15 protein-coding genes are annotated in these 21,080 nt (G+C 45.4%); 13 read left to right on the top strand and 2 right to left on the bottom strand.

What is annotated here, in order from left to right; all coding sequences use genetic code 11:
• The first annotated feature begins 12 nt into the window (after positions 1 to 12).
• Both SCB77_RS22845 and SCB77_RS22840 read left to right on the top strand, forming a co-directional pair.
• Positions 13 to 6,255: a hypothetical protein gene (locus tag SCB77_RS22845; RefSeq protein ID WP_320184323.1), complete on the top strand. Its 6,243-nt coding sequence runs from the start codon at positions 13 to 15 to the stop codon at positions 6,253 to 6,255.
• Positions 6,212 to 6,937: a hypothetical protein gene (locus tag SCB77_RS22840; protein ID WP_320184322.1), complete on the top strand. Its 726-nt coding sequence runs from the start codon at positions 6,212 to 6,214 to the stop codon at positions 6,935 to 6,937. Before SCB77_RS22845 ends, SCB77_RS22840 begins: the two co-directional genes overlap by 44 nt.
• Before the next feature lie 512 nt (positions 6,938 to 7,449).
• Here the strand turns inward: SCB77_RS22840 and SCB77_RS22835 are convergent.
• Complete coding sequence (locus SCB77_RS22835; protein ID WP_320184321.1) at positions 7,450 to 8,217, bottom strand: hypothetical protein; 768 nt, start codon at positions 8,215 to 8,217, stop codon at positions 7,450 to 7,452.
• A gap of 411 nt (positions 8,218 to 8,628) precedes the next feature.
• On the opposite strand from SCB77_RS22835, the gene SCB77_RS22830 reads away from it, so the two are divergent.
• The 10 genes from SCB77_RS22830 to SCB77_RS22785 all read left to right on the top strand — a co-directional run bounded on the left by SCB77_RS22830 (position 8,629) and on the right by SCB77_RS22785 (position 19,688).
• Positions 8,629 to 9,198 (top strand): RNA polymerase sigma-70 factor, encoded by a 570-nt coding sequence (locus SCB77_RS22830; protein ID WP_320184320.1) that lies wholly within the window; start codon positions 8,629 to 8,631, stop codon positions 9,196 to 9,198.
• Positions 9,199 to 9,311: 113 nt separating this feature from the next.
• Positions 9,312 to 10,325 (top strand): FecR family protein, encoded by a 1,014-nt coding sequence (locus tag SCB77_RS22825; RefSeq protein ID WP_320184319.1) that lies wholly within the window; start codon positions 9,312 to 9,314, stop codon positions 10,323 to 10,325.
• Between the two features lie 15 nt (positions 10,326 to 10,340).
• Positions 10,341 to 13,973, top strand: a complete 3,633-nt coding sequence (locus tag SCB77_RS22820; RefSeq protein ID WP_320184318.1) for a SusC/RagA family TonB-linked outer membrane protein — start codon at positions 10,341 to 10,343, stop codon at positions 13,971 to 13,973.
• Positions 13,974 to 13,982: 9 nt separating this feature from the next.
• On the top strand, positions 13,983 to 15,461 hold the full coding sequence (locus tag SCB77_RS22815; protein ID WP_320184317.1) for a RagB/SusD family nutrient uptake outer membrane protein: 1,479 nt from the start codon (positions 13,983 to 13,985) through the stop codon (positions 15,459 to 15,461).
• Between the two features lie 2 nt (positions 15,462 to 15,463).
• The gene (locus SCB77_RS22810) at positions 15,464 to 16,327 is read left to right on the top strand and encodes a hypothetical protein (protein WP_320184316.1); all 864 of its coding nucleotides are present in this window, start codon (positions 15,464 to 15,466) and stop codon (positions 16,325 to 16,327) included.
• Positions 16,317 to 16,958 carry a cytochrome-c peroxidase gene (locus SCB77_RS22805; RefSeq protein WP_320184315.1) on the top strand — a complete coding sequence of 214 codons (642 nt, stop codon included), beginning with the start codon at positions 16,317 to 16,319 and terminating at the stop codon, positions 16,956 to 16,958. The genes SCB77_RS22810 and SCB77_RS22805 overlap by 11 nt, the downstream gene beginning before the upstream one ends.
• Positions 16,959 to 17,012: 54 nt before the next feature.
• A complete protein-coding gene (locus SCB77_RS22800; protein ID WP_320184314.1) occupies positions 17,013 to 17,462 on the top strand; it encodes a cytochrome-c peroxidase in 450 nt (149 codons plus the stop codon).
• Positions 17,463 to 17,542: 80 nt separating this feature from the next.
• Entirely contained in the window at positions 17,543 to 17,929 is a 387-nt protein-coding gene (locus SCB77_RS22795) for a hypothetical protein (RefSeq protein WP_320184313.1), read from the top strand.
• A gap of 54 nt (positions 17,930 to 17,983) precedes the next feature.
• Complete coding sequence (locus SCB77_RS22790) at positions 17,984 to 19,006, top strand: TQO small subunit DoxD (RefSeq protein ID WP_320184312.1); 1,023 nt, start codon at positions 17,984 to 17,986, stop codon at positions 19,004 to 19,006.
• 232 nt (positions 19,007 to 19,238) lie between these two features.
• Complete coding sequence (locus SCB77_RS22785; RefSeq protein WP_320184311.1) at positions 19,239 to 19,688, top strand: DinB family protein; 450 nt, start codon at positions 19,239 to 19,241, stop codon at positions 19,686 to 19,688.
• A gap of 22 nt (positions 19,689 to 19,710) precedes the next feature.
• Here SCB77_RS22785 and SCB77_RS22780 read toward each other — a convergent pair whose 3' ends face one another.
• Positions 19,711 to 20,007, bottom strand: coding sequence for a winged helix-turn-helix transcriptional regulator (locus SCB77_RS22780; protein ID WP_320184310.1), 297 nt, complete (start codon positions 20,005 to 20,007; stop codon positions 19,711 to 19,713).
• A 166-nt stretch (positions 20,008 to 20,173) separates the two neighbouring features.
• On the opposite strand from SCB77_RS22780, the gene SCB77_RS22775 reads away from it, so the two are divergent.
• The gene (locus SCB77_RS22775) at positions 20,174 to 20,947 is read left to right on the top strand and encodes an SDR family oxidoreductase (protein ID WP_320184309.1); all 774 of its coding nucleotides are present in this window, start codon (positions 20,174 to 20,176) and stop codon (positions 20,945 to 20,947) included.
• Positions 20,948 to 21,080 lie beyond the last annotated feature (133 nt).

The raw sequence follows: 21,080 nt of genomic DNA, 5'->3' as shown, positions 1-21,080 counted from the left end.
TAAATTTTCGAAATGTCAAATGAATTAGTAGCATACTCACGTGCAGGGGATGTATTTCACTATAGATGGGCAGCTAGGCGCTGTTTGAAACTTATCTATCCGAATACCTCATTACAGTCGGTAGTAATAGAAGGGTCACGTGAAGTAGAGAAGGAGGGAGAGTATGTAATTGACGTGTCAGAATATTATGGGGAAGGAGATAGTGTCCGAATTGATTATTTCCAATTAAAGCATACGACCGTACAGTTTGATAAGCCTTTTACGCTAAGCGATCTAGAGGCCACTATTTCTGGATTCTCGAAAAGGTTTAAACAGCATTTAAACGAGAGAGCCAATGCTACAGTCAAATTCTTTTTGGTTTCAAACCGTCCCGTAGAAAAGTCTGTTAAAGATAATATTCAAAGCTTAAGTATTGGAGAGCCTGTGAACAAAAGATTTCAAACTACTATTGAGCATTACACAGACTTAACGGACCAAGAACTTTGTGCTTTTTGCAAATTGTTAGAATTTAACGATAGCGAAGGCGACTATATGTCGCAAAAAAATAATCTCCATCGGGAGTTATCCCAGCTGATGGTTAGTACCGTGGATAATGAGAAAATAGAAAGTTTAGTGTCTCTTGTTCAAGAAAAGGTGTTGCCCAACTCCACTCATATAATTTACCCAGAAGATATCCTAAAGCGATTTGGTATTTCTTCTAAAAAAGACCTTTTTCCAGCCCCTCCAATATGGGAACAAGAAGAATCATTCATAGAGCGCCGGCAACAAGCTGAGCTGATATCAAAAATCAACGATAGCGATAGTCCCATCATTATTCACGCTTCTGGAGGGATTGGTAAATCTGTTTTTTGTAGGTATTTCTCTAAACAAGTAGAGGTTGGTAGCTTGGCCGTAGCGTACGATTGTTTCGGAGCAGGGAGTTACCGAAGTCGGAGCAGCCCTAGGCATCGTCATCGTGACGCGCTAATTCAAATAGTAAACGAGCTTGCGGTAATTGGTCTATGTGATCCTGTTTTAGTAGGTGATACCTCTCTGGACAGCGATATTATGCGGACTTTCTTAAACAGAATCACTGTGGCATTGGATAACTTAAGGAAGTCTAATAAATCTGCAAAATTGTTTATCCTAATAGATGCTGCTGATAATGCTGAAATGGCGGCGGAGGAATTTCGACAGTCCTGTTTCGCTGCCGAATTATTGCAGGAAAATTTTCCTTTAGGCTGTCAATTGATCTTGCTATGCAGATCTGAGCGCATTGGGTTGTTAAAACCGAGTTCGAAAATAGTACAACTGGAATTAGCATCTTTCAGTGAGGCCGAAACACTGCAATTCCTGAGATCAGTTTTTCCTGATTCGACAGATAAAGATGGGGCCGAGTTTCATCGGCTCACCAGTGCTAATCCTCGCGTTCAGGCTAATGCATTGAGTGCTGGTCATAAGACCGTAACGGAGCTGTTGAATCATTTGGGGCCTTTGGGAATGACGGTTGAGGAACAGATTGGCGTACAGTTACAAACGGCTGTGTCGAAAATTAAGGATTTTCTGCCCGAGAACTATCAGGTAGATACGCAGGCAATCTGTATCGGATTGGCTAGTCTTCCTCCCCATGTGCCAATAGAAATATTGGCAAAAGTGGCCGGTGTTTCAACGGCAGCAATAAGAAGTTTTGTCTCAGAAATTGGCCGTTCACTTTGGTTGTCCGATTATTCTGTACAATTTAGAGATGAGCCTACCGAAACGTGGTTTAAGGATACTTTTCTGGTCGGCGAAGATGTTTATAAAACGTTTATAGATACACTGGAGCCACTTGCTGATGAATATGTCTACGTAGCTGAGGTTCTGCCTCATTTATATCTTAAAGCGGCCCAATATGAAAAATTAATTCGAATAGCCCTATCTGATGATTATCTCCCAAAAACTAATCCAATTGATGCGAGGAATGTGCGGTTGTATCGCCTGCAATTCGCCTTTCAGGCAGCATTAAGATCTGCGCAATATAAGGACGCCATTAATATAGCAATTCGAGGGGGAGAGGAGGCCGCAGGAAATCAGAGGCAACTCGATCTTTTCAAGAGCAATATCGATCTGTTGGTCGTGCTTCAAGATAAGCAAAAAGTTCAAGATATTGCTTTCAGGCGTAAACTCAAGGGAAATTGGACTGGGTCGGAAAATTTATATACAGCCTCTTTGCTTTCTGGTGTTGAAGACTATAAAGGGGAGGCTAGAGGATATTTAAGAGCCGCCGAAAACTGGTTTAATATCTTTATTGAAGAGGGAAAGAAAAACAAAAGGACGTATCACCAAAACGAAATTGAAGAGGTGGATATGTCGGAGATGACTTTCGTATATTTTAATATCTACGGTACTAAAGGATGTCTCGATTTTCTTGATCGATTCAAGTACAAGGAATATGCGTTCGGCCGCATGAAGAATCTAGCTAGCCGGCTTATTGATTTGGGGAGATTTGAGGAAATTGATAAGATTTTAGAAGGTGCCGCTGGTAAACCGTATTATATTTTGGCTGTGGTAGACGAGCTGCATAAAGTTGGTAAACTACCAAAAACAAGTGTAATAAAATCCACTTTGGGGTTGTTGAGCAGAAAAAAGCTTGTTGTAAAGCCACCGGATGTTCTTCGCTATGATGGAATTACTACATCTATTGTGTCGTTCGTTGAGACATGTGTTCATGGGGGACTAAATGAGCAAAAGATTATTAAAGCGCTAAATAACTACATTCCCGAACTTATGAGTGTAATGGTTTATAGTTCGAACCAGAATTATGAACGTCATAATTTTCTACGCGCGCTTGCTCTTAGAATGCTATTGAATGGAAGCGCCGAGGTTGACGTCCTGGAGTTGTTGCCTGAGGATTCTAAATCTGAACGGAAGCTCGCTAAGGATGATCTCAAAGAAGCTAAAGAAATTGTCGGTGGACTGTTACCTTGGTATCTACTAAGGGCTAGATTATTGGCTGGACAAATAGGGGATCTACTTGAAGAATGTGTTATTGCAACTAAAGTCTCACAGGAAAGTTTGGCCAGCAGGCATAGATCCTATGATACTCTTCCAGCAGAAATTACTTCGCTGAAAGTCTCTTTAATGGTTTTTTATGCACAAGCTTCATGTTCCGACTTAACTTATTTTTACGAAAAGTATATCAAAGGAGGGAATAGTCTTGATTTGTATGCTCATATAGATTTTGTACGGACCGCTTCGCGAGCCAAACACCTTCTAGGCTTTAAGCAAGCTATTGAGGAAAGTGCGTACGGCAGGATACAGTCTTTAGAAAGAACATCTCCCGATGAAGTAGCAAATCATTATATAGATATGTCTCGAGCTGTATTGAATACGGCTAAAGACGACGCTAGCGTGTACTTTGATGAAGCTGTGCGCGTTGTTTCCAAATTCGGTGATGAAATTATCAAGAGGTGGGAGGCAGTTGTAGCACTCGCAAAACATGTTTGTACTGGGGGGCTTGGTAATGACCAGTTGGCCTATAGATTTATAAGATGTGCTGAGATTGTTGGAGATTACGTGTCTAAAGAAAAATATTGGGACAGAGATGAGACTGTTGCGATTTGTACGCGCATCTCTCAACCGGTAGGTATAGCCGCACTTAGTAGATGGCGAGATCGCGACGTTGGACGGTTTAATTTACAACTAAATGCAATGCTAGTTGAGCTACTCGAGTCTAAAAAAATCTATCCATCGGTTGCTTGGTCTTTAACCAAAATGTTATCCGATCACAATATAACGTTTATGCTATCGATATGTTTAGAGCATGAGTCGGATAAAGTAATAAGGGCACAAATTTTCGAAGATGCGATAGAACTGCTCCAAAAAGACGGAACATTAGAGCAGTGTTCGAAAGAAATCGAAATGCTAGCCAATAAATATGAAATCTCAACTTCCGGGCTCGATGAAATCCTAACTTATTATAATTCAAAGGATTATAGGGATTATCGCGTAAAGGAAGGTGGGTATTCACAAAGGCAAAATGAGGCGGTAGAGAAAATAGATTGGCATGCTGTTTTTGGGAGCCTCAATCTCGTTGATGCGGATCAGTTTCGGATAGCTCTTCGACGCTGGGAAATGGTTGTCGAACATCGTTACGTAGATTATAAATATTTTTGGAAGGAGTTAATAGCTAGGGTTTCTGAAAGTCAAATGGGATTGCTTACAGACGCAGTTTTGCAATCCGACGTAAATAGATATGAAATTTATGTTTTTTTTGCTGCTTTGCCGGATACTTGGAAGAATAAAATCAGTTATAAAAAAGATTGGGACAATCGCGTAAAGCAGTTGGGAAGAAAATATGCAGTGGCGCTATGTAATCCTTATTCTTACGATGCTTTTATTGAGCAGTTTAAATTTTCCAAGAAAGAAACTAATATACTAAATGACGGAGTTTTCGAAGGCTTAGAAGACGGCGCTCAATTTTCGGATTCAAATACTTATTTTGGTTTTGCAGGCTTGGCAGTGCCAAAAGTGTCTGCTAGTGAAGCTGAATCCATACTTGATTATGCCTTAAGTAGGTTTGAACTTCATATCGAAAGTGATTTTGGCGATGGAGAATGGAAAGAAAGTTTGCAGACTTCTGATGATATCAACGTAAATATAGCGGGGTTTGTATGGTCGGCACTTGGCTCTCCTCGGTCAGTCGAAAGGTGGAACGCTGTTCATGTATTAAGACAATTAGCAAGTTTCGGGCATAAGGAAATCCTTTTGGAATTAATAAATTGGATGGAAAAAGGTAAGGTCGAAGCCTTTGGTTCTTCTAAATTTCCCTTCTATGACCGCCATGCGAAGCAATATCTTTTGATCGCTCTTGCAAAGATTTCCAAGGAGCATCCCAAATTATTGATAGCGCACAAATCTATTTTTTTACGGTATGGAATTTCTGAACAACATGTTATTATAAGAAGATTTGCTTTGGAAATCGTTAGCAATTTAGGTAATGCTATAGATGGTGTCTACAATGGAGATGATCTAAAATTGGTTAACTCGTTAAAGTTGTCAAAGAAAGCTACGCGAAAAGTTGCTTACCAAGAAGTTGTGGATAGCTATTGGCATACGGATGTGAGAAAGGATAAGAAAGTGCATAATTTTCATTTTGGTTGGGATTTTAACAGGTACTGGTTTGAGCCATTGGGTAGGGTATTTGGTATTTCAAGTGAACAAGTTGCAGATATTGCAGGTGAGCTCCTCGTCGAAGAATGGGGATTTGAGAAAGATAACGCCTATGATAAAGATCCTCGGGTGGGTATTTTGGAAAGATATGATCGAGAAATATCGCATAGTCACGGAAGTTATCCGAAAACCGATAATCTGAATTTTTATCTTTCTTATCACGCTATGATGGTAGTGGCAGGACGTCTTTACGAGAATATGCCTCTCGTATCAAAAAGAGGGTCCTATTATGAAGGTTGGGATTACTGGCTTTCGCGTCATCTTTTGACGGACAATAATGGAAATTGGTTAGCAGATTTTAAAGATCCCGTGCCTTACAGGAGACCTGCATGGGTGTACACTTCTCGAGAACCAAACTGGAAAACAGAAATTTCTGAAGATTATATGGATAATCTTTTAAAAATAAAGCGAGATGGCGAAAATTGGTTACGTATCTGGGGAGGTTGGCAAGAAATAGGATCTGGAAAACACGAAAGTGTTTCTGTTAGGTCTGGATTGGTGTCAAAAGGAAACTCCAATGCTTTATTGAGAGCGCTGCAAACTTGTAGTGATCCATATGATTATAAGATACCGGACTATCAGGAACGAGATATGGAGATTGATGATAACTCATTTGTCCTAAAAGGGTGGATCGTCGATGAACAAATTTCGACCAAACTAGATGAACATGATCCGTATGCCGATAATGTTGATTATCCTCCCTTTCAGATTGGTAAAGACATTGTTATAAAAATGAAGTTAGTCACCCGTGATGATGGAAGGAAATGGCACTCACGTTCTAGCCAATCTATATCTTTGCAGATGCAAATGTGGAGTTCATTTAGGCAGGACATTGACAAATATCCCGATCAGGATGGCAAATGTCTTAAAGCCTCTGTGCTCTTTTTAAAATCTTTATGTTTGACATTTGACTGTGAGCTTTTGATTGATTTACAAGTCCGTCGAAAAATAGACCGAAGCTATGAAAATGATAAATATGAATCTGAAAAGGTTAAAGTAAAACTTTATATACTGACATCCGATGGAGAACTTAGAAGTGCAGATGAAAATGGTAGAATTAGGTAAGCTCTTAGTGAAAGAGTTGCAGCTAGAGCCGGGAGTCGATACCTTGGCAAGGTGGATGGCTCACTATCTATCCGAAAAAATAGTCTATTTGGAGACTGCTCAGAAAGATGATAGGGAATTGGTTCAAAAGGAATGTTTCGATCTCATTCTTAAACTTTGGCAGCATCGCAATTGTCTACCGCCTGATCGAAAACCTCTCCGAAATTTTGATGCCATCTTGGATTTATTGACAAAGCTGAGTCCCGAACGCGAGAAGCCGTTTTTTGTGACGGATATGTTTGAAACGGAGATTTCGACATTCGATCCGGAAAATATTGATTTAAAATCGATTGAAGAGTGGGGGAATATTGTTTTAGATGTAGACAAGGTCGCTAGGATTTGGATAGAGTATGCTCTCGAGCGATGTACAGAACTTGCTAAAGATGACAGGACAATTAGTTGGATAGAAAATGCTGTTCCAACAACCGCTACTACTGATAATACAATCATAAAAATTTTACTTGATCGGAAGCCATCTTTTAATATCGAAAACTATGATCAAGAGGAATTTAATAAGGAGTACCGTGAAGAAGTGTTAAAAAATAGGATCAATCAGCTTCAGCGGTTTTCGAAATTGAACGATCTTCTTCACGATGCTTACCAAAAAGAACTGCAATCGCTTCAATCCTATAATACTAATTAATAGATCTGTAGAGCAATTTTTACGTTTTCTTTAGAGTTCTCTAACTCTAAAACTAACTTACAAAGTATTAAAGGAATGATGGTATTTTTGTGTTTCTTATAATCTCTTTATGAGTGATAAGTAATACGAGTTTATCGTTTACTGTAATTTCGATTTGAAAAACTGGGTTAATCGCGAGGTTAGTGATCTACGATTTTTAATCGCCCACTTCTAATGCAGCAAAAGTATTGTGTAAAACAGTAAGGCGGGAATTTCCCGCCTTACTGAGTGCTTTTGTTATGACAATGATCGTTTTCTACCGCGATTGGAAATAAAATACGTCGCCAAATAGATTAATGTTGCTATTAACGGTACGAAGACGACAAATAAAATCCATAAGATACGCGGTATTCCAGTTTCGTTTTTAATGATTAAATAAAGTGAATATAGAATCAGCAGAACGGGAATCGCAATGAGTATCGTAGCTTCAACAGAACCAATATTAATAAATAACATCATAACTTTTTATTATTTTAACATGGACAATTATATGTTTGTGATGACATGCAAGCATGGGAATCAGTCATGCAAGATGTGTCAATGCCTCCAACCTTAGTACAGCCGTTGTAAAAGCTCGTATTATTTAATTGTTGCTGGAGATCCGCCGCCGTACTTGAAGCACTCCAACCAAATTCGACAGCATGATTTATGCCACATTGCCTGTTATTGAAAAGCGCCTTATTTTCTCTTGAGACCGCCATTTTACCTTGTGCGACAATCTTAGTGTCGAAATGGTTGAGGAATTGAGCATAAGATTGCTTTTCTACGTTTTCCGAAGATAGGGCTATTTCTCCATAAAAGAGCATTAAAGCGGCTGTTTTTGTGTCGATTACTTTATTATCGCGTCCATCTTTCATAAATCCACTATATAGTGGCGTTTCCAAATATAACTCGTCATCTTTTAAATAAATTGCATATTCACCATCTAACACGAGCTTATTATCAACAAGTTCAAGTTGAAACGTTGAGAAATCGATTTTGTTTCCGTTTAGGATTGAGGTATTAGCGATTTTTGTTGTGTAAGAGATTTTTCTCCCATCTTGTTTTGCATCAATTTGGTAAATGCCTGTCTTTAATGCACCTTGCGAAAAAGTGCTTTTAGTGCCCGACTTGAAGGAAATCTTCCCGCCCAAGTCTTCTTCTGCGGAAGGATTAAATGTGTCCTTTTGACAGGCTAGAAATGTCGCCGAAATAGCCGTTGCAGTAATTAGTGCCTTCGAAATAATTTTAAGGAATCTCATGTTTAGAATATATATGTTAGTAAATAATACCAACTAAACTACATGTTTAAAACTTTAATAACAAATATTTAAACAAAAAATTGATAAATTAAATTGTTTAAAGATAATTAGTGCTCTATTTTGAACATAAATACAGTTTAAGCAATTGTTTGTTGTTGATTTTGAATGCATTGAACAAGAAATATCGAGGATACATTTAAACTAGTAAAGATAAATGGCTATTAATAAAGTTTGCGCCTGATCTAAGGGGATAACATCATTGCTGTCGGAAGTTAATTCAATTCAATATAGCATCAAGTATGTTTCAGAGATCCGACGCACTACCCCCTCAAATCTTTTTTCCATCTAAATTTGCGATCCTAAAACTAAACAGCTAATATTGCATATTATTTAGAATGATTATAAATAATAATGTCTAGTATTATTAACTCAGTCGATGATTTTGAGCAGCTGTTTTCCGACCATTACAGCAAGCTATGTGCCGCCGCCGATGCCGTCGTGAAGAACGAAGAAGAAGCCGAGGACCTCGTCCAAAATTTTTTTATTAAAGTGTGGACGAGTAGAGACACCATCAAGATAACCTTTAGTTTCCAAGCCTACGCCCATAAAGCCATCTACCTGCAAGCACTTAATCATCTGCGTAGCAAAGCGCGCGCTATGGAACTCGTAGACCTACAAGGAGCCGAAGAACTGGCCGGCGAATATATAGACGATGCCAGCTTAATCGAAAAGGAGTCAGCCTATAAACTACTTTTAGATGAAATTGAAGTAGCGATTTCCAGCTTACCCGCCAAAAGTCAACAAATATTCCGGATGGCGCACTACCAAAAGATGAAGCACCTGTTGATAGCCGACGAGCTAGGCATCTCCGTGAACACCGTGAAGGTGCAGATGTCCAGGGCATACAAAGAAATTAGAAAGCGTCTGAAGACAAAAGACATCCCATATTTTATTATATTTTTCTACCCAACCCTATTCTAAATCCAGCAGGCGGGAGGGATGCCCAGTCTTTATTTAGATTTTTTTTAAATAATTGTAATACCCTTTCTTTTTTCGGTGTCTTATAATTAAACAGCACAGCGTGCGCAAGCAACATGAACGAAACAAACAACCTACTGGAAGAACTGATAGCAACACTGGATGAGCAGCGTTTTGAGCAGCTATTGACCTTGCAAGGAGCGGAGTTTGACCTGTTTTTTGCCTCCATTGCCGCGCAAGACAGCCGATGGTTGGCGGTGAAGGAAATCCTTGTGGCGCAGCAGCAAGTTGCAACGGAAAAAGTAGCCTACTTCGAGACCCGAAAATCCGAGGCATGGAAGCAGATCCGGCCGCATATGCCCAAAGAAAGGCGACTTATCACGTTTCTCGCACCAATCGCCGTTGCCGCCACGCTACTGTTGACGGCATTTGCGTACCTGTATATACAGCAGCGTAACTTTCCAAACGGATACCAAGCGGAAATAATCTACAGCCATATCTACCAAGCTAACGGCAAAGCATCGTCCATGATCCTGCTGCCCGACAGCAGTAAAGTATGGCTAAATAAAAACAGTACGCTTTCGTACAAGCATGCGGAAGCAGATAAAGAACGACTCGTGAAGCTCGACGGCGAGGCCTACTTTGAGGTGAAGAGCAGCCCCGAACACCCCTTTATCGTGCAGCTGGAAAAGGGCAGGGTACAGGTGACCGGTACACGCTTCTTTGCCGGCTACCACAAGCAAGCCGACTCCCTTTACGTAGACCTGCAGGAGGGAAAGGTGAGCTACCGTTCTTTTGGCCTAAACACCGCCGAATGGAAGCTACAACCAAAAGAGCGACTGCTGGTACACGCAGCGCAGGTAAGCAAACAGCCTGCGGCGGCAGCGGCGAACTACCTATGGCTGCGTAAGCCGCTGCATGCGCAGGCACAAAGCCTTTCCAGCATCGTCACGCAGCTGGAAGCCTGGTATGCCGTGCCGATCGGCTTAGCCGATCAGGATATGGCAAACATCCGTTTTACTGGAGAGATTTCTCCGCAGGAGGATCTGCGCAGTAATATCGAGAAGATTTGCTGGACCGCAGGCATCCGATTTACACATGAAAACAAATCCTATTTATTAACAAAATAACATAATACGTAACATATGACCGTTTGGTTGACTAAAATCAAGCCTACAAAAAGGCTTGGCAGGCCTCTTTTTGCCCTGATTTGCGCAGGAGCAATGTCCTTGGCCAGTCCGCAGCAAGCCCTGTTTGCGCAGCAAAAGCAGTACGAAATACAGGTAAGCAGCAAGAAGCTGGGCGATGTTTTTGCGCAGCTCTCAAAAAGCGAAGGCCTTAAATTCTTTTACAGTACCGACGAAGTGGACACACAGGAGCTGATTAACCTCAGCTTTCGCAGCACGCGCTTGGAGGAGCTGCTGGATAAATTGCTATCGCCCCACTACAGCTGGAAAAGGCTGGATAGCTCCAATGAAATATTGATTAAGCGCAAAACAACCGAGGGACGACAGGCAAAGCAGTTTACCTACAGCATACAGGTGCAGGGACTCGACGGCGCTCCCTTAGATGGCGCGACCCTCTATTTTCCATCCTTAAAGCGGCACCTGTCAACCGACAAAAGCGGCCGAGCAATTGTGCAGCTCCCTGAAGGACAGGCGCCGCAAGCACTATCCTTCCAAGTATCGCACCTCGGCTATGATGCGGCCAGCGGGGAAGTGCTGCGCAACGGATGGGCGAACAGCAGCTTGCAGTCGCAGTTGCAATCCTTGGATCGCGTGGTGGTGGATGGCTACCAGCAGCGTGATGCGCGCATCTTGGCCAGCTCCACCAGCACCGTGAAAGCCGAAAACATAGTGCTAGGCGGCTACCAAAGCCTAGACCAGATGTTGCAGGGGCAGATCCCCGGGCTGATGGTGATGCATGCCTCGGGAAGCCCCTCAGCGACGCCAAGAATAAGGCTGCGCGGCGTGTCAACCCTGCTGGGCGCCGGTACGCCCTTATGGGTGATCGATGGCGTGATCTGGGAAGATCCGGTTAACGTCAGCAACCAAGAAGTAAACAACCTGATTGAAACCACCCAGCTCAATAGGCTGGATCAATTGGGCAATGAAGCACAGTTTAACATCCTTGGTGGCGCCATTGCCGGACTTAATGCGCAAGATATCGCCTCGATAACCGTACTGAAAGATGCTTCGGCTACGGCCATCTACGGTACGCGCGCCGCCAATGGCGTGATTGTCGTAACGACGAAATCCGGTGGATCGGGTCGCACGCTGATCAATTACAGCAGCACCATGGGCTTCTCGCGCCGCCCATCGTATAGCGATTTCAACGTCATGAACTCCAAAGAACGGGTCGCGTTTTCCAAAGAGGTGTACGACGATGGATTGCTTTATCAAAATATGCCTTTCAGCTATTCCTATGAAGGCGCACTTTTCGATCTGTTTGACCACCGGATTGACCAAAGTGAATTTAACAGCCGTGTTGCCCAGTACGAAACCAACAATACCGATTGGTTTGACCTGCTCTTCGAACCGGCCTTTAACCAAAACCACTACCTCAGCGTATCCGGAGGCAGCGACAAGGATAACTACTTCCTTTCTGTAGGCTATGATAAAAATAAAGGAAGTGCCAAAGGCGATCAAGCCGAGCGCTATGCCCTTGGCCTTCGCCTGAAAAACCAGCTGCGCGACAATATACAGCTGAACAGCCGGATTAACTTCTCCAGCCGGAAGACACTCGGATTCTACGGGATAAATCCTTTCGATTATGCGCTGAACACCAGTCGCACCCTGACCGCTGCGGAGAGCTATCCGACGCGCTATTCGCCTGCCAGCGACTACCAAGGATTGACACTTCTGAATTACAACATACAAAACGAGCTGGAAAATAGCGGAAATGAAGCCAACGTGCGGCAGGTTAATGCGCAGCTGGAACTAAACTGGGACCTGAGTCCGCATTTCCGCTACAGCGCCTTGGCGGCCTTGGGCTTCTCCAACAGTAAGGCTGCGCGCTATGCCGGCGAAGAAACCTATTCCATAGCCTTGATACGCGGATACGACTATGGTGCGGTAGCGGCCGGCAGTGCGCAGGAACTGGCATCCAAACTTCCGTATGGCGGTATCTTGTATTACAATGATGTCAACAACCTGAACTATACAATCCGTAATACCATACAGTACAAAAAAAGGCTAGGGGCGAAGCACGACCTGAACGCGATGGCCGGATTTGAATTGCGATCTAACCAATACGACGGTTTTTCGACCACCGAATGGGGCTATTTCCCGAAAAGGGGACGAAGCATTTCCTACGAATACAATCCTTCATCAACCAGTACCAGCTTGAGCGGATCCAGTTACGGGGCTTCCTTGGCCAAACACAACGCCGCCCTGCAGGACAACCTGTCCAACAACCTATCGGCCTTTGCGACATTTGCCTACAGCTATGACCGTCGGTATATCCTAAATGCCAACGCCCGCACGGATGCCTCCAACCGCTTTGGCCAATACACCAATAACCGCTTTCTGCCCGTATGGAGTATCGCCGGCCGATGGGCCATGCATGAAGAAAGCTGGTTAAGGGAACAAGCATGGCTATCAGACTTGAGTCTGCGCGCATCCTACGGCCTGCAGGGCAATGTGGTGCAACAAGTAGGACCAGAGCTTATAGCTGCCTACGGCGATAATGTGGTGGATCCGGTATCGGGCCAATACATCCTGAACATCAGCAGCTTGCCTTACCCAGACCTGCGCTGGGAAAAAACAGCGACCAGCAACTTGGGGCTCGACCTGGGCTTTATGCAAAACCGGCTGGCCTTTTCCTTGGATTACTACCGCAAGAGTGGTCGCGATATTATCTTCCAGATACCGACGCCCTTGGAATATGGTATAGCTTCGGCTTATAAAAATGGGGCGCAGTTAAAAAATGAGGGTATCGAGCTAGCGGTCAGCGCCACGCCGATTCGCAACAAGAACTGGCAATGGACCATCACAGCAAACCTCGCCAGAAATAGCAATAAGGTATACCGTGCTGGCGCGCTCAATACCTACGCCGACTACCTCAGCGGGAATACCTTTGTGGATGGCGAATCGGTAGGCACCTTTTATTCCTACGCCTTTTTAGGGCTTGATGGACAGCAGGGGCTACCCTTGATCGACAAGGTCAATACCAACACGAGCGATCAGGATCTTGATCCTTCGCAATTTTTGGTGCGTTCGGGCAGGCGCGACCCGCTCTTCACGGGCGGTGTCAATATGTCCCTTCGCTACAAAAACATCCTGTTTGATGCCTCCTCGGCCTTTAATATCGGGCAGCACAAGAGGCTGAACAGCCTGTATAAAGCCACGCAGTATGTGCCAGCACCAGATCAAAACCTAGAACGCACGGTGCTGGATCGCTGGCGCCAACCTGGCGATGAGGCGGCGACGGATATCCCGGCCTTTTTGCGGGTGAACGATTTTGCCGTCACGAGCGTACCACTACCCATCGAATCGAACACCTACGTGAGTCTATACGATATGTACAACCTGTCGAACATCCGAGTGGCCAACGCCAGCTTTCTACGGATAAGGCATATCGGTGGCAGCTACCTTTTCAAAGAAGACACCGTGAAAAAGATGGGGCTACAAAGCTTGCAGCTGGGCTTTCAGGTGTACAATCCCTTTATTATAAAAAGTAAGGTATGGGGCTCGCAAGACCCCGAGCAGGCGAATACTGGTGGGCTGGCACAGCCGATCACCCCAAGCTATAACATGACAATTAAAATCGGAATCTAGTCCTACACGATGAAACTATATTATTTTACCATACTGCTATGTTCGGCCCTGGGGCTCTTAGCATCCTGTGATAAATTTCTGGAGGAAAGCTCCCAAGACGAACTGGTGCCCACGACCACCAAAGAATTTAATGAGCTGCTGATGGGTAGCGGATACCCACTGCTTTCGGGCGCCAGCGTTGGCGATCCGCCGATGAATACCCTGACAACCTTAATGGATGATGACGTGGATGGCATTGCGCCGCGCAGCTCTACATCGGCTCGAACGGCATCCTACCGCTGGGCATTTACCTGGCAGCCCGACTACTACAGCACATATATGAATGCCGCCAATACCTCCGGCGCTAATCCTTGGGCTTCCTTCTACAACCGCATACTGGGCTGCAACATCGCCCTGAAATATGCGGATGGCTCCACAGGTGATGTGCAGGATAAAGACTACCTTAAAGGACAGGCTTATGTGCTGCGTGCCTACTACTATTTTCAGTTGGTCAACCTCTATGGCTGGCCCTACAACGACGCGAACCATCCGCCGGAGACCGCGCTGGGCGTACCCTTGCTGCTGAGCCCCGATTTGCAGGATGCCACGCAAGGACGGAATACGGTGGCCGAGGTGTATGCACAGATTAAGCAGGACCTAGACGCCGGCATTGCACTGCTGGAAATATCCGCCGTTGATGGCGGCGCTTTTCGCATCAATGCCAGCGCGGCGCATCTGCTTGCTTCCCGGGTGTACCTCTATATGGAAGATTGGGCATCGGCCAAGCTGCATGCCACGCAGGTGATAGAACGCCGCCCAACCTTGTTGAACCTCAATGGATATACCGTGGACGCCGCAAGCAACCGGGTAATCGTGAGCACGGCCAATCCGGAGACCCTATGGATCTTTGGGATAACGACCGAGGTGCAGAGCGGCGACTTGGCAACGAACACGACCATGTTTACGCTTTCGGAATCCCTAGCGAGCAGTTACACTTCGACCGACCTACGCTGGAATACGTATCTGCGGAAAACCACGGGGCGTTACCTCTATAGCGCCATAAAATGGGCAAGCCGCTCGGCACCGGGCAAATCATGGCGCGTAGCGGAGGCCTACCTTAACCGGGCGGAGGCCAATATTATGGCGCAGCTGTCGGGTGCAGGGGGCGATCTTGCCGCGGCCTTGGCGGACCTGAACCTGCTGCGCAAAAACCGCCTAGCCAGCGCTTCCTACCAGCCTGTCAATTTTACGGATGCGGAGCAGGCACTGCTGTTTTGCCGAGAGGAGCGACGCCGCGAGCTCTGTTTCGAAGACCAACGCTGGTTTGACCTGCGCCGCTATGGCATGCCAGTCCTAGAACACCTGTGGTTTGAGCCGGAGGCGACGCGCTATACCTTGCAGCAGGGGGATCCGGCATATGTATTGCCGATTCCGGATAATGTATTGCTCAATAATAATCAGTTAACTCAAAATATACTGGCTCCCCAACGATCGGGGACTGCCCAATAAACATGATGACCATGAACCGTATTCTTTTCGTGCCCGTATTTCTCGTACTGGCTGCATTGCTTACCGCCTGTGACAAGGAGGCTACTCTTGTGGCCTCCGCTCCGCAGGAATTCTATGATTTCCCGCAAGGAGATAATGCTTACGATGCCGAATTTGAGACCTTCTACCAGCAATATGGCAGCTATGTGCTCTACCGCTTTAGCGATAACGACTTCCGCTGGAATGGAACCACAAGGCTGCTCTATATGGCACGGCAAGCGGAGCCAGCCGCCATTGCGCCGGCCTTTGACTTTATCAAAAAAGCCTGCCTGCAGGACTATAGCGAGGAGCGCCTACAATCCCTCTTGCCTTTCAAGATGTTACTTTCGGCGGGGGTACATCAGCTTACCGCAAATGCCAATCAGCCAACCGGCTATGATACCGTAGCCAGCAACCTTGGGGTATACAGCGGCTTGAACCAGGTGACATTTGGCTATGCCAATGCCCAACTCGGTAGTTTGACAGCCAGCCAGAAGTTGGATCTACAGGCTAGTCTGCATCGTGCGTTTTTCACGCAGGCGCTAAGCCGCGCCAAATTTGAGGTTCCCGCGGCCTTTGTGGCCCTCTTTGATGCGACGGGAAATTCTGCAACGGCTTACCGCTCGCTGGGTTTCTTGGAATACCAGCGATCCTACACGGCAACGCTCGACTTCTTGATGTTTGTCTATGCCGCCCTGCGCTACAACCAGCAGGACTTCAGCACGCGCTATCTGGGTAGTACCTTAGATCCCAGCGGTCGCACGGCGCTTAAATATGCGCTTATCCGAACCTACCTCAGCGAGGAATGGGGCTTGGCTATTAACGAAATCAACAATCGTGCGCTTTAAACGGTATCCCTACTTTCTTCGGGTAGTGCTCTTGCTGGCACTACCCATCTTTTTAGCCTTTGTTCAAGATCCGGCAACGCTGGATATCGACGCCCTGCGTAAGTTATATGCTGGGCCTACCGTCGGCTGGCCGCAGGCAACGCTCGATTCGGGGATTGTCTTTCGGGAACTGGGCGTATTGCCGAATGCGCCCATACAGGCGCGAGACCCCCAGTATAAGGCGATGATCGAACTGGGAAAGACGCTGTTCTTTGATCCGCGCCTGAGCGCCAGCCAGCAGATATCCTGCTCGTCCTGTCACGACCCGGACATGCATTGGACGGATGGACGCGTGCGGGCGATAGGCCATAATCACCGTATCGGGATGCGCAACAGTCCGAGTATATCCTTTGCTTGGGCTAGTGAAAAGCTGTTCTGGGACGGTAGAGCCAATTCGCTGGAGGAACAGATCAAAGGCTCGCTGACCAATAAAAATGAAATGAATGCTTCGCTGCCCGAGATGCGGCATACGTTGCTGCAGATCGAAGCCTATCGGCCGCTCTTTCAAGAGGCCTATGCCCATACCGAGCCCAGCGTGGATCAGCTTGTCAGCGCCGTAGTCGTCTTTATGCGTAGCATCCGCAGTGCCTGAAGCTCTTTTGACCGCTTTCTGGGCGGCGATAGTACGGCGCTATCCGACAAGCAGGTGCATGGCTTACATCTTTTTCGTACCAAAGCACGCTGTATCAACTGCCATAATGGTCCGCTTTTTACCGATAATGATTTCCATAATATTGGCTTTAGCCTGTATGGGGAAGATAAACAGGATCTTGGGCGATATACCCACACAAAGAATCCTGCTGATGTCGGGAAATTTAAGACGGCATCGCTACGCAATGTGGCCAAAACAGGCCCTTGGTTGCATAATGGCATGTTTCAGGATTTGCGTGGTTTGCTCAATACCTATAACCGCGGGATGCCTCGTCCGAAAAGAAAAGCGGCGCAGCAGGATGATCCGCTTTTTCCGGAAACATCGGTGCATTTAAAGCCCTTGGCATTAAGCACGGACGAGATCGATGCTTTACTGGCTTTCTTGGATGCGATTAGCACGCTGCCGTACCCGGTCAACAGACCGGTGCTACCGGGATTGGATTGAGGTGGCGTTTTTTGTAATGTAGCACACCATCATACGTTGTGCGCTGCCTGCTAAATTTTATTATTGCTATATTTATACCGATGACCACCGTAAGAAAGCAGTTTACATTCTTGAAGGACGCGCTGTTGCTGTTCGTTGTCTTGTTTGCCTTATTGCCCTGCTCGGCCAAGGCGTTTTTGTTGCTGCAGGATGATGTAAGTTATACAAGAACGCTGAATAAGGTGAAGACGATTGGCAGCAACGTTGACCGCTGTACGGCAAGCCATGAGATGCTGGCCGTCGCGAAGAATGCGGACATAAAAGTGCCTTGCCATGTTCCGCCTTTTGTCAACTATGTTGACTTTCTTACTCCACATCTGTCGTGGTCGCTGATACAGCAGCAGCATGTCTTTGTTCAGACCGAACAAGAAAGCTATCTTCCTCCCAAGTATATTTTATTTAAACGGCTAAAATTAGGCGTCGCGTAGTTTTTTATAAAGCGATTCACGAATTTCTTTACCACGTTTTAATAAAAATATCAGATGAAAAACAAGTTTTCCGATCAGCTGTTCAGTACGGCTGGTCTTTTTACGCTGTCTATACGGCTCGTACTAGGCTGGACCTATTTTTCCGCATTTTGGCGGAGACTGGTCCTTGATAATAAACTCATTCCAGAGGAAGCCGGATATATCGGTGAAAAATTCAATCATTTTTTGCCTAATGCTTTAGGTATAAAACCGCTTATCGAATTCTTGGTCTCGCACCCAGACGCCTTACAGGCTTCGATGATTGCCTTTACGGTTATCGAAGCCATTGTGGGGGGATTGGTCATGCTGGGACTGTTTTCCCGACTGATGGGAATCGGCGTTTTCAGCCTGGCCATGGGCATTTTGCTTGGCTCGGGCTGGTTGGGGACAACCTGTTTAGACGAGTGGCAAATCGGCGTGCTCGGCATTGCAGGGGGCTTCACCTTATTTTTAACCGGAAGCGGCATGTTTTCGGTGGATGATATGCTTATACGGAAAGAGGCTCCTTTGACCAGAAAAAAATGGTTCCAGTGGTTGGGCTCTGGCGTGCTGCCTATCCGTCATTTGGAGAAATTTGTGCTGTGCTGTTCCCTACTTATTTTTGGTCTGACGCTTTACACCAACCAGTATTTTCATGGTGGCGTTTTTGGTACACTGCACAATAAGTCCGTTAAACCAAAGATTGAAATTAGTGATGCGAGCTTTGTCAATAGCCAGCTCAAATTTCAGGTGTATCGAACAGAAGGTGCCGATGTATATGGTTCTTTTTTGATAGGTATTCAGGTGCTTAACGCGGAAAATAGGCTGGTTTTTGAAATGAATGCCGATGCCTTGTCGACGTTTGACGAGCGAAAAATACATAACTACTATGTAGCGAAAGTCAAAACGGGGAAACATAGTATGATTATACCGTTAGGGGCAAAGGCAGATTTGACGCTTGATATTCCTGCAGATCGTCTTGCTAAGACCGATAGGTATACTTTGAAACTTATTGATATAAGCGGCGCTGAATGGCGTAGTACGATTGCCAATAATTAGTTAAATAAAGCGGCGGTCTAAAAAGCAACTCCCGTTCACTGCGAGAAGGAGAACGACGGTGAAGCAATCTTAGACTGCCCCTTTATCATGCTGGAATAAACATGCCCATTGATCTACGTGGATACACTTTTCGCTGCGTAGAAAACAGGCAGGTATGACTAAAATAACCTAGCTTTCCTACCTGTTAGACATTCGTGATATCCTGCATAATATTTGTTTATATTCGTGGTATATGGAAAGTTCTATTACGCAGTTATCGCGCTATAATGATTGGGCCAATACAAAGGTATTGACCGCACTGATGAAATTGGGTAGCGATGTACCACCGCGCTGCGTTCAACTCTTTAGTCATATCGTCAATGCGCAAGTCATATGGCTCTCCCGGATTCACGGAACGGCAGCAGGGGTAGATGTTTGGCAGCTGCACGATTTAGCGACATGTGCCCATATGCAGCAATCATTCTCGGACAGATTTCAGGAAACAATTGTAGCGCAGGATCTCGCACTTTCTAGCACGGTCAACTACACCAATAGCAAGAAGGATGCTTTCCATAATTCCTTGCAGGATATTATCATCCATATTTTTAATCACGGAACATACCATAGGGCACAAATCGCTACCGAAATAAGGCAAAATGGTTTCACGCCCGAAAATACCGACTATATAACTTTTGTTAGGTAAACAGGTAACGATGGTATTAAGTTTATGCGATCTCCGCTAGATCGCCTACATGCTGATGTTCCACGCCCCATTTATGGAGTTCATCAATAATGGGTTTCAACTTTTGTCCCTTTGCCGTTAGCGTATACTCCACGGTAGGGGGAACAGTAGCGAATACCTCTCGGGTCACAATTCCATTGATCTCCATGTTCTTGAGTTCTTTGACAAGCATACGTGTATTTATCCCGGGCACCATGCGCTCGATTTCACTGAAGCGCATCGTGCGATGGCTCAGTGCGTAGATAATGGACATAGACCATTTTCCGCCGATAACGCCCAATATCTCCTGAAGGGCACAACGCTCCGTATTTTTTATTATTTTTTTTTCGTTGATAAGCTGCTGACTACTTGCATTTCTTTACTTCGTGTTATTACTATACATACGTGTAACTACTTTCAAAAGTAAAGTATTGTGTTTTCCTTTGCAAATATCAATGAAAATAATCATGGAAAATTCATGGAATGGAAAAGTCGCTCTGGTGACCGGAGGAACAAAAGGAATAGGAAAAGCTATTGCCGATAAACTAACGATATTGGGTGCTACCGTCGTTGTAACCGCAAGATCGAAACCAGATCAATTAGCAGCGGGACAACACGTTATCGCCGCGGATCATTTCAATGCAGAGGCTGCCGAGTTGATCGCCAATGAGATATTGGAGCGCTACGGTAAAATCGATGTTATCGTAAACAATGCCGGTGCGAACCTGAGTCCCGGCGGCGGTTACAGCACGCTGAACGATGAACATTGGAAGCGGGATTGGCAACTTAATTTTATGTCGGCCGTTCGTATCAATAAAGCCTTATTGCCCACGATGCTGGAGCAGGGGCAGGGCACTATCATCCATATTTCCACTGGAGCTGCCAAACAGCCTATTTGGGATATGACCATGTCTTATTCATCGGCCAAGGCAGCGTTGAACGCGTACAGTAAGGCCTTGGCCAATGAATTGGGATCCAAAGGTATTCGTGTAAATACAGTCTCGCCGGGTGTGGTAAAAACGCCCTTAATGATGGATTTTATTGCGCATTTAGCGCAATCGGCTAACCGGAGTTACGAAGCTACCTTTGATTCCGTAGTCGATCAGGTAGGCGTACCGCTGGCAAGGATGGCCGAACCCGAAGAAATTGCAGCATTGGTGGTTTTTCTGGCGTCCGACGATGCAAGATATATCACCGGCTGCAATTATGCCGTTGATGGCGGTGCCGGGCCAACAGTTTAGTAAGCGTGCTGTCGAAGGCTTCCGGCTATCTTTGGGTGCTAAATTCCCTGCGGAACAGCAAAGGCGACAATCTGTATTTCGCCTTTGCTCCGTTCTGTGCTAAGCGTGCATCGACATAAATAACCGTAAAAAA

This window comes from Sphingobacterium bambusae (genome assembly GCF_033955345.1).
In the GTDB taxonomy this organism is placed as follows: Bacteria; Bacteroidota; Bacteroidia; order Sphingobacteriales; family Sphingobacteriaceae; genus Sphingobacterium; species Sphingobacterium bambusae.
This window is presented reverse-complemented; position numbering and strand designations above follow the sequence as displayed.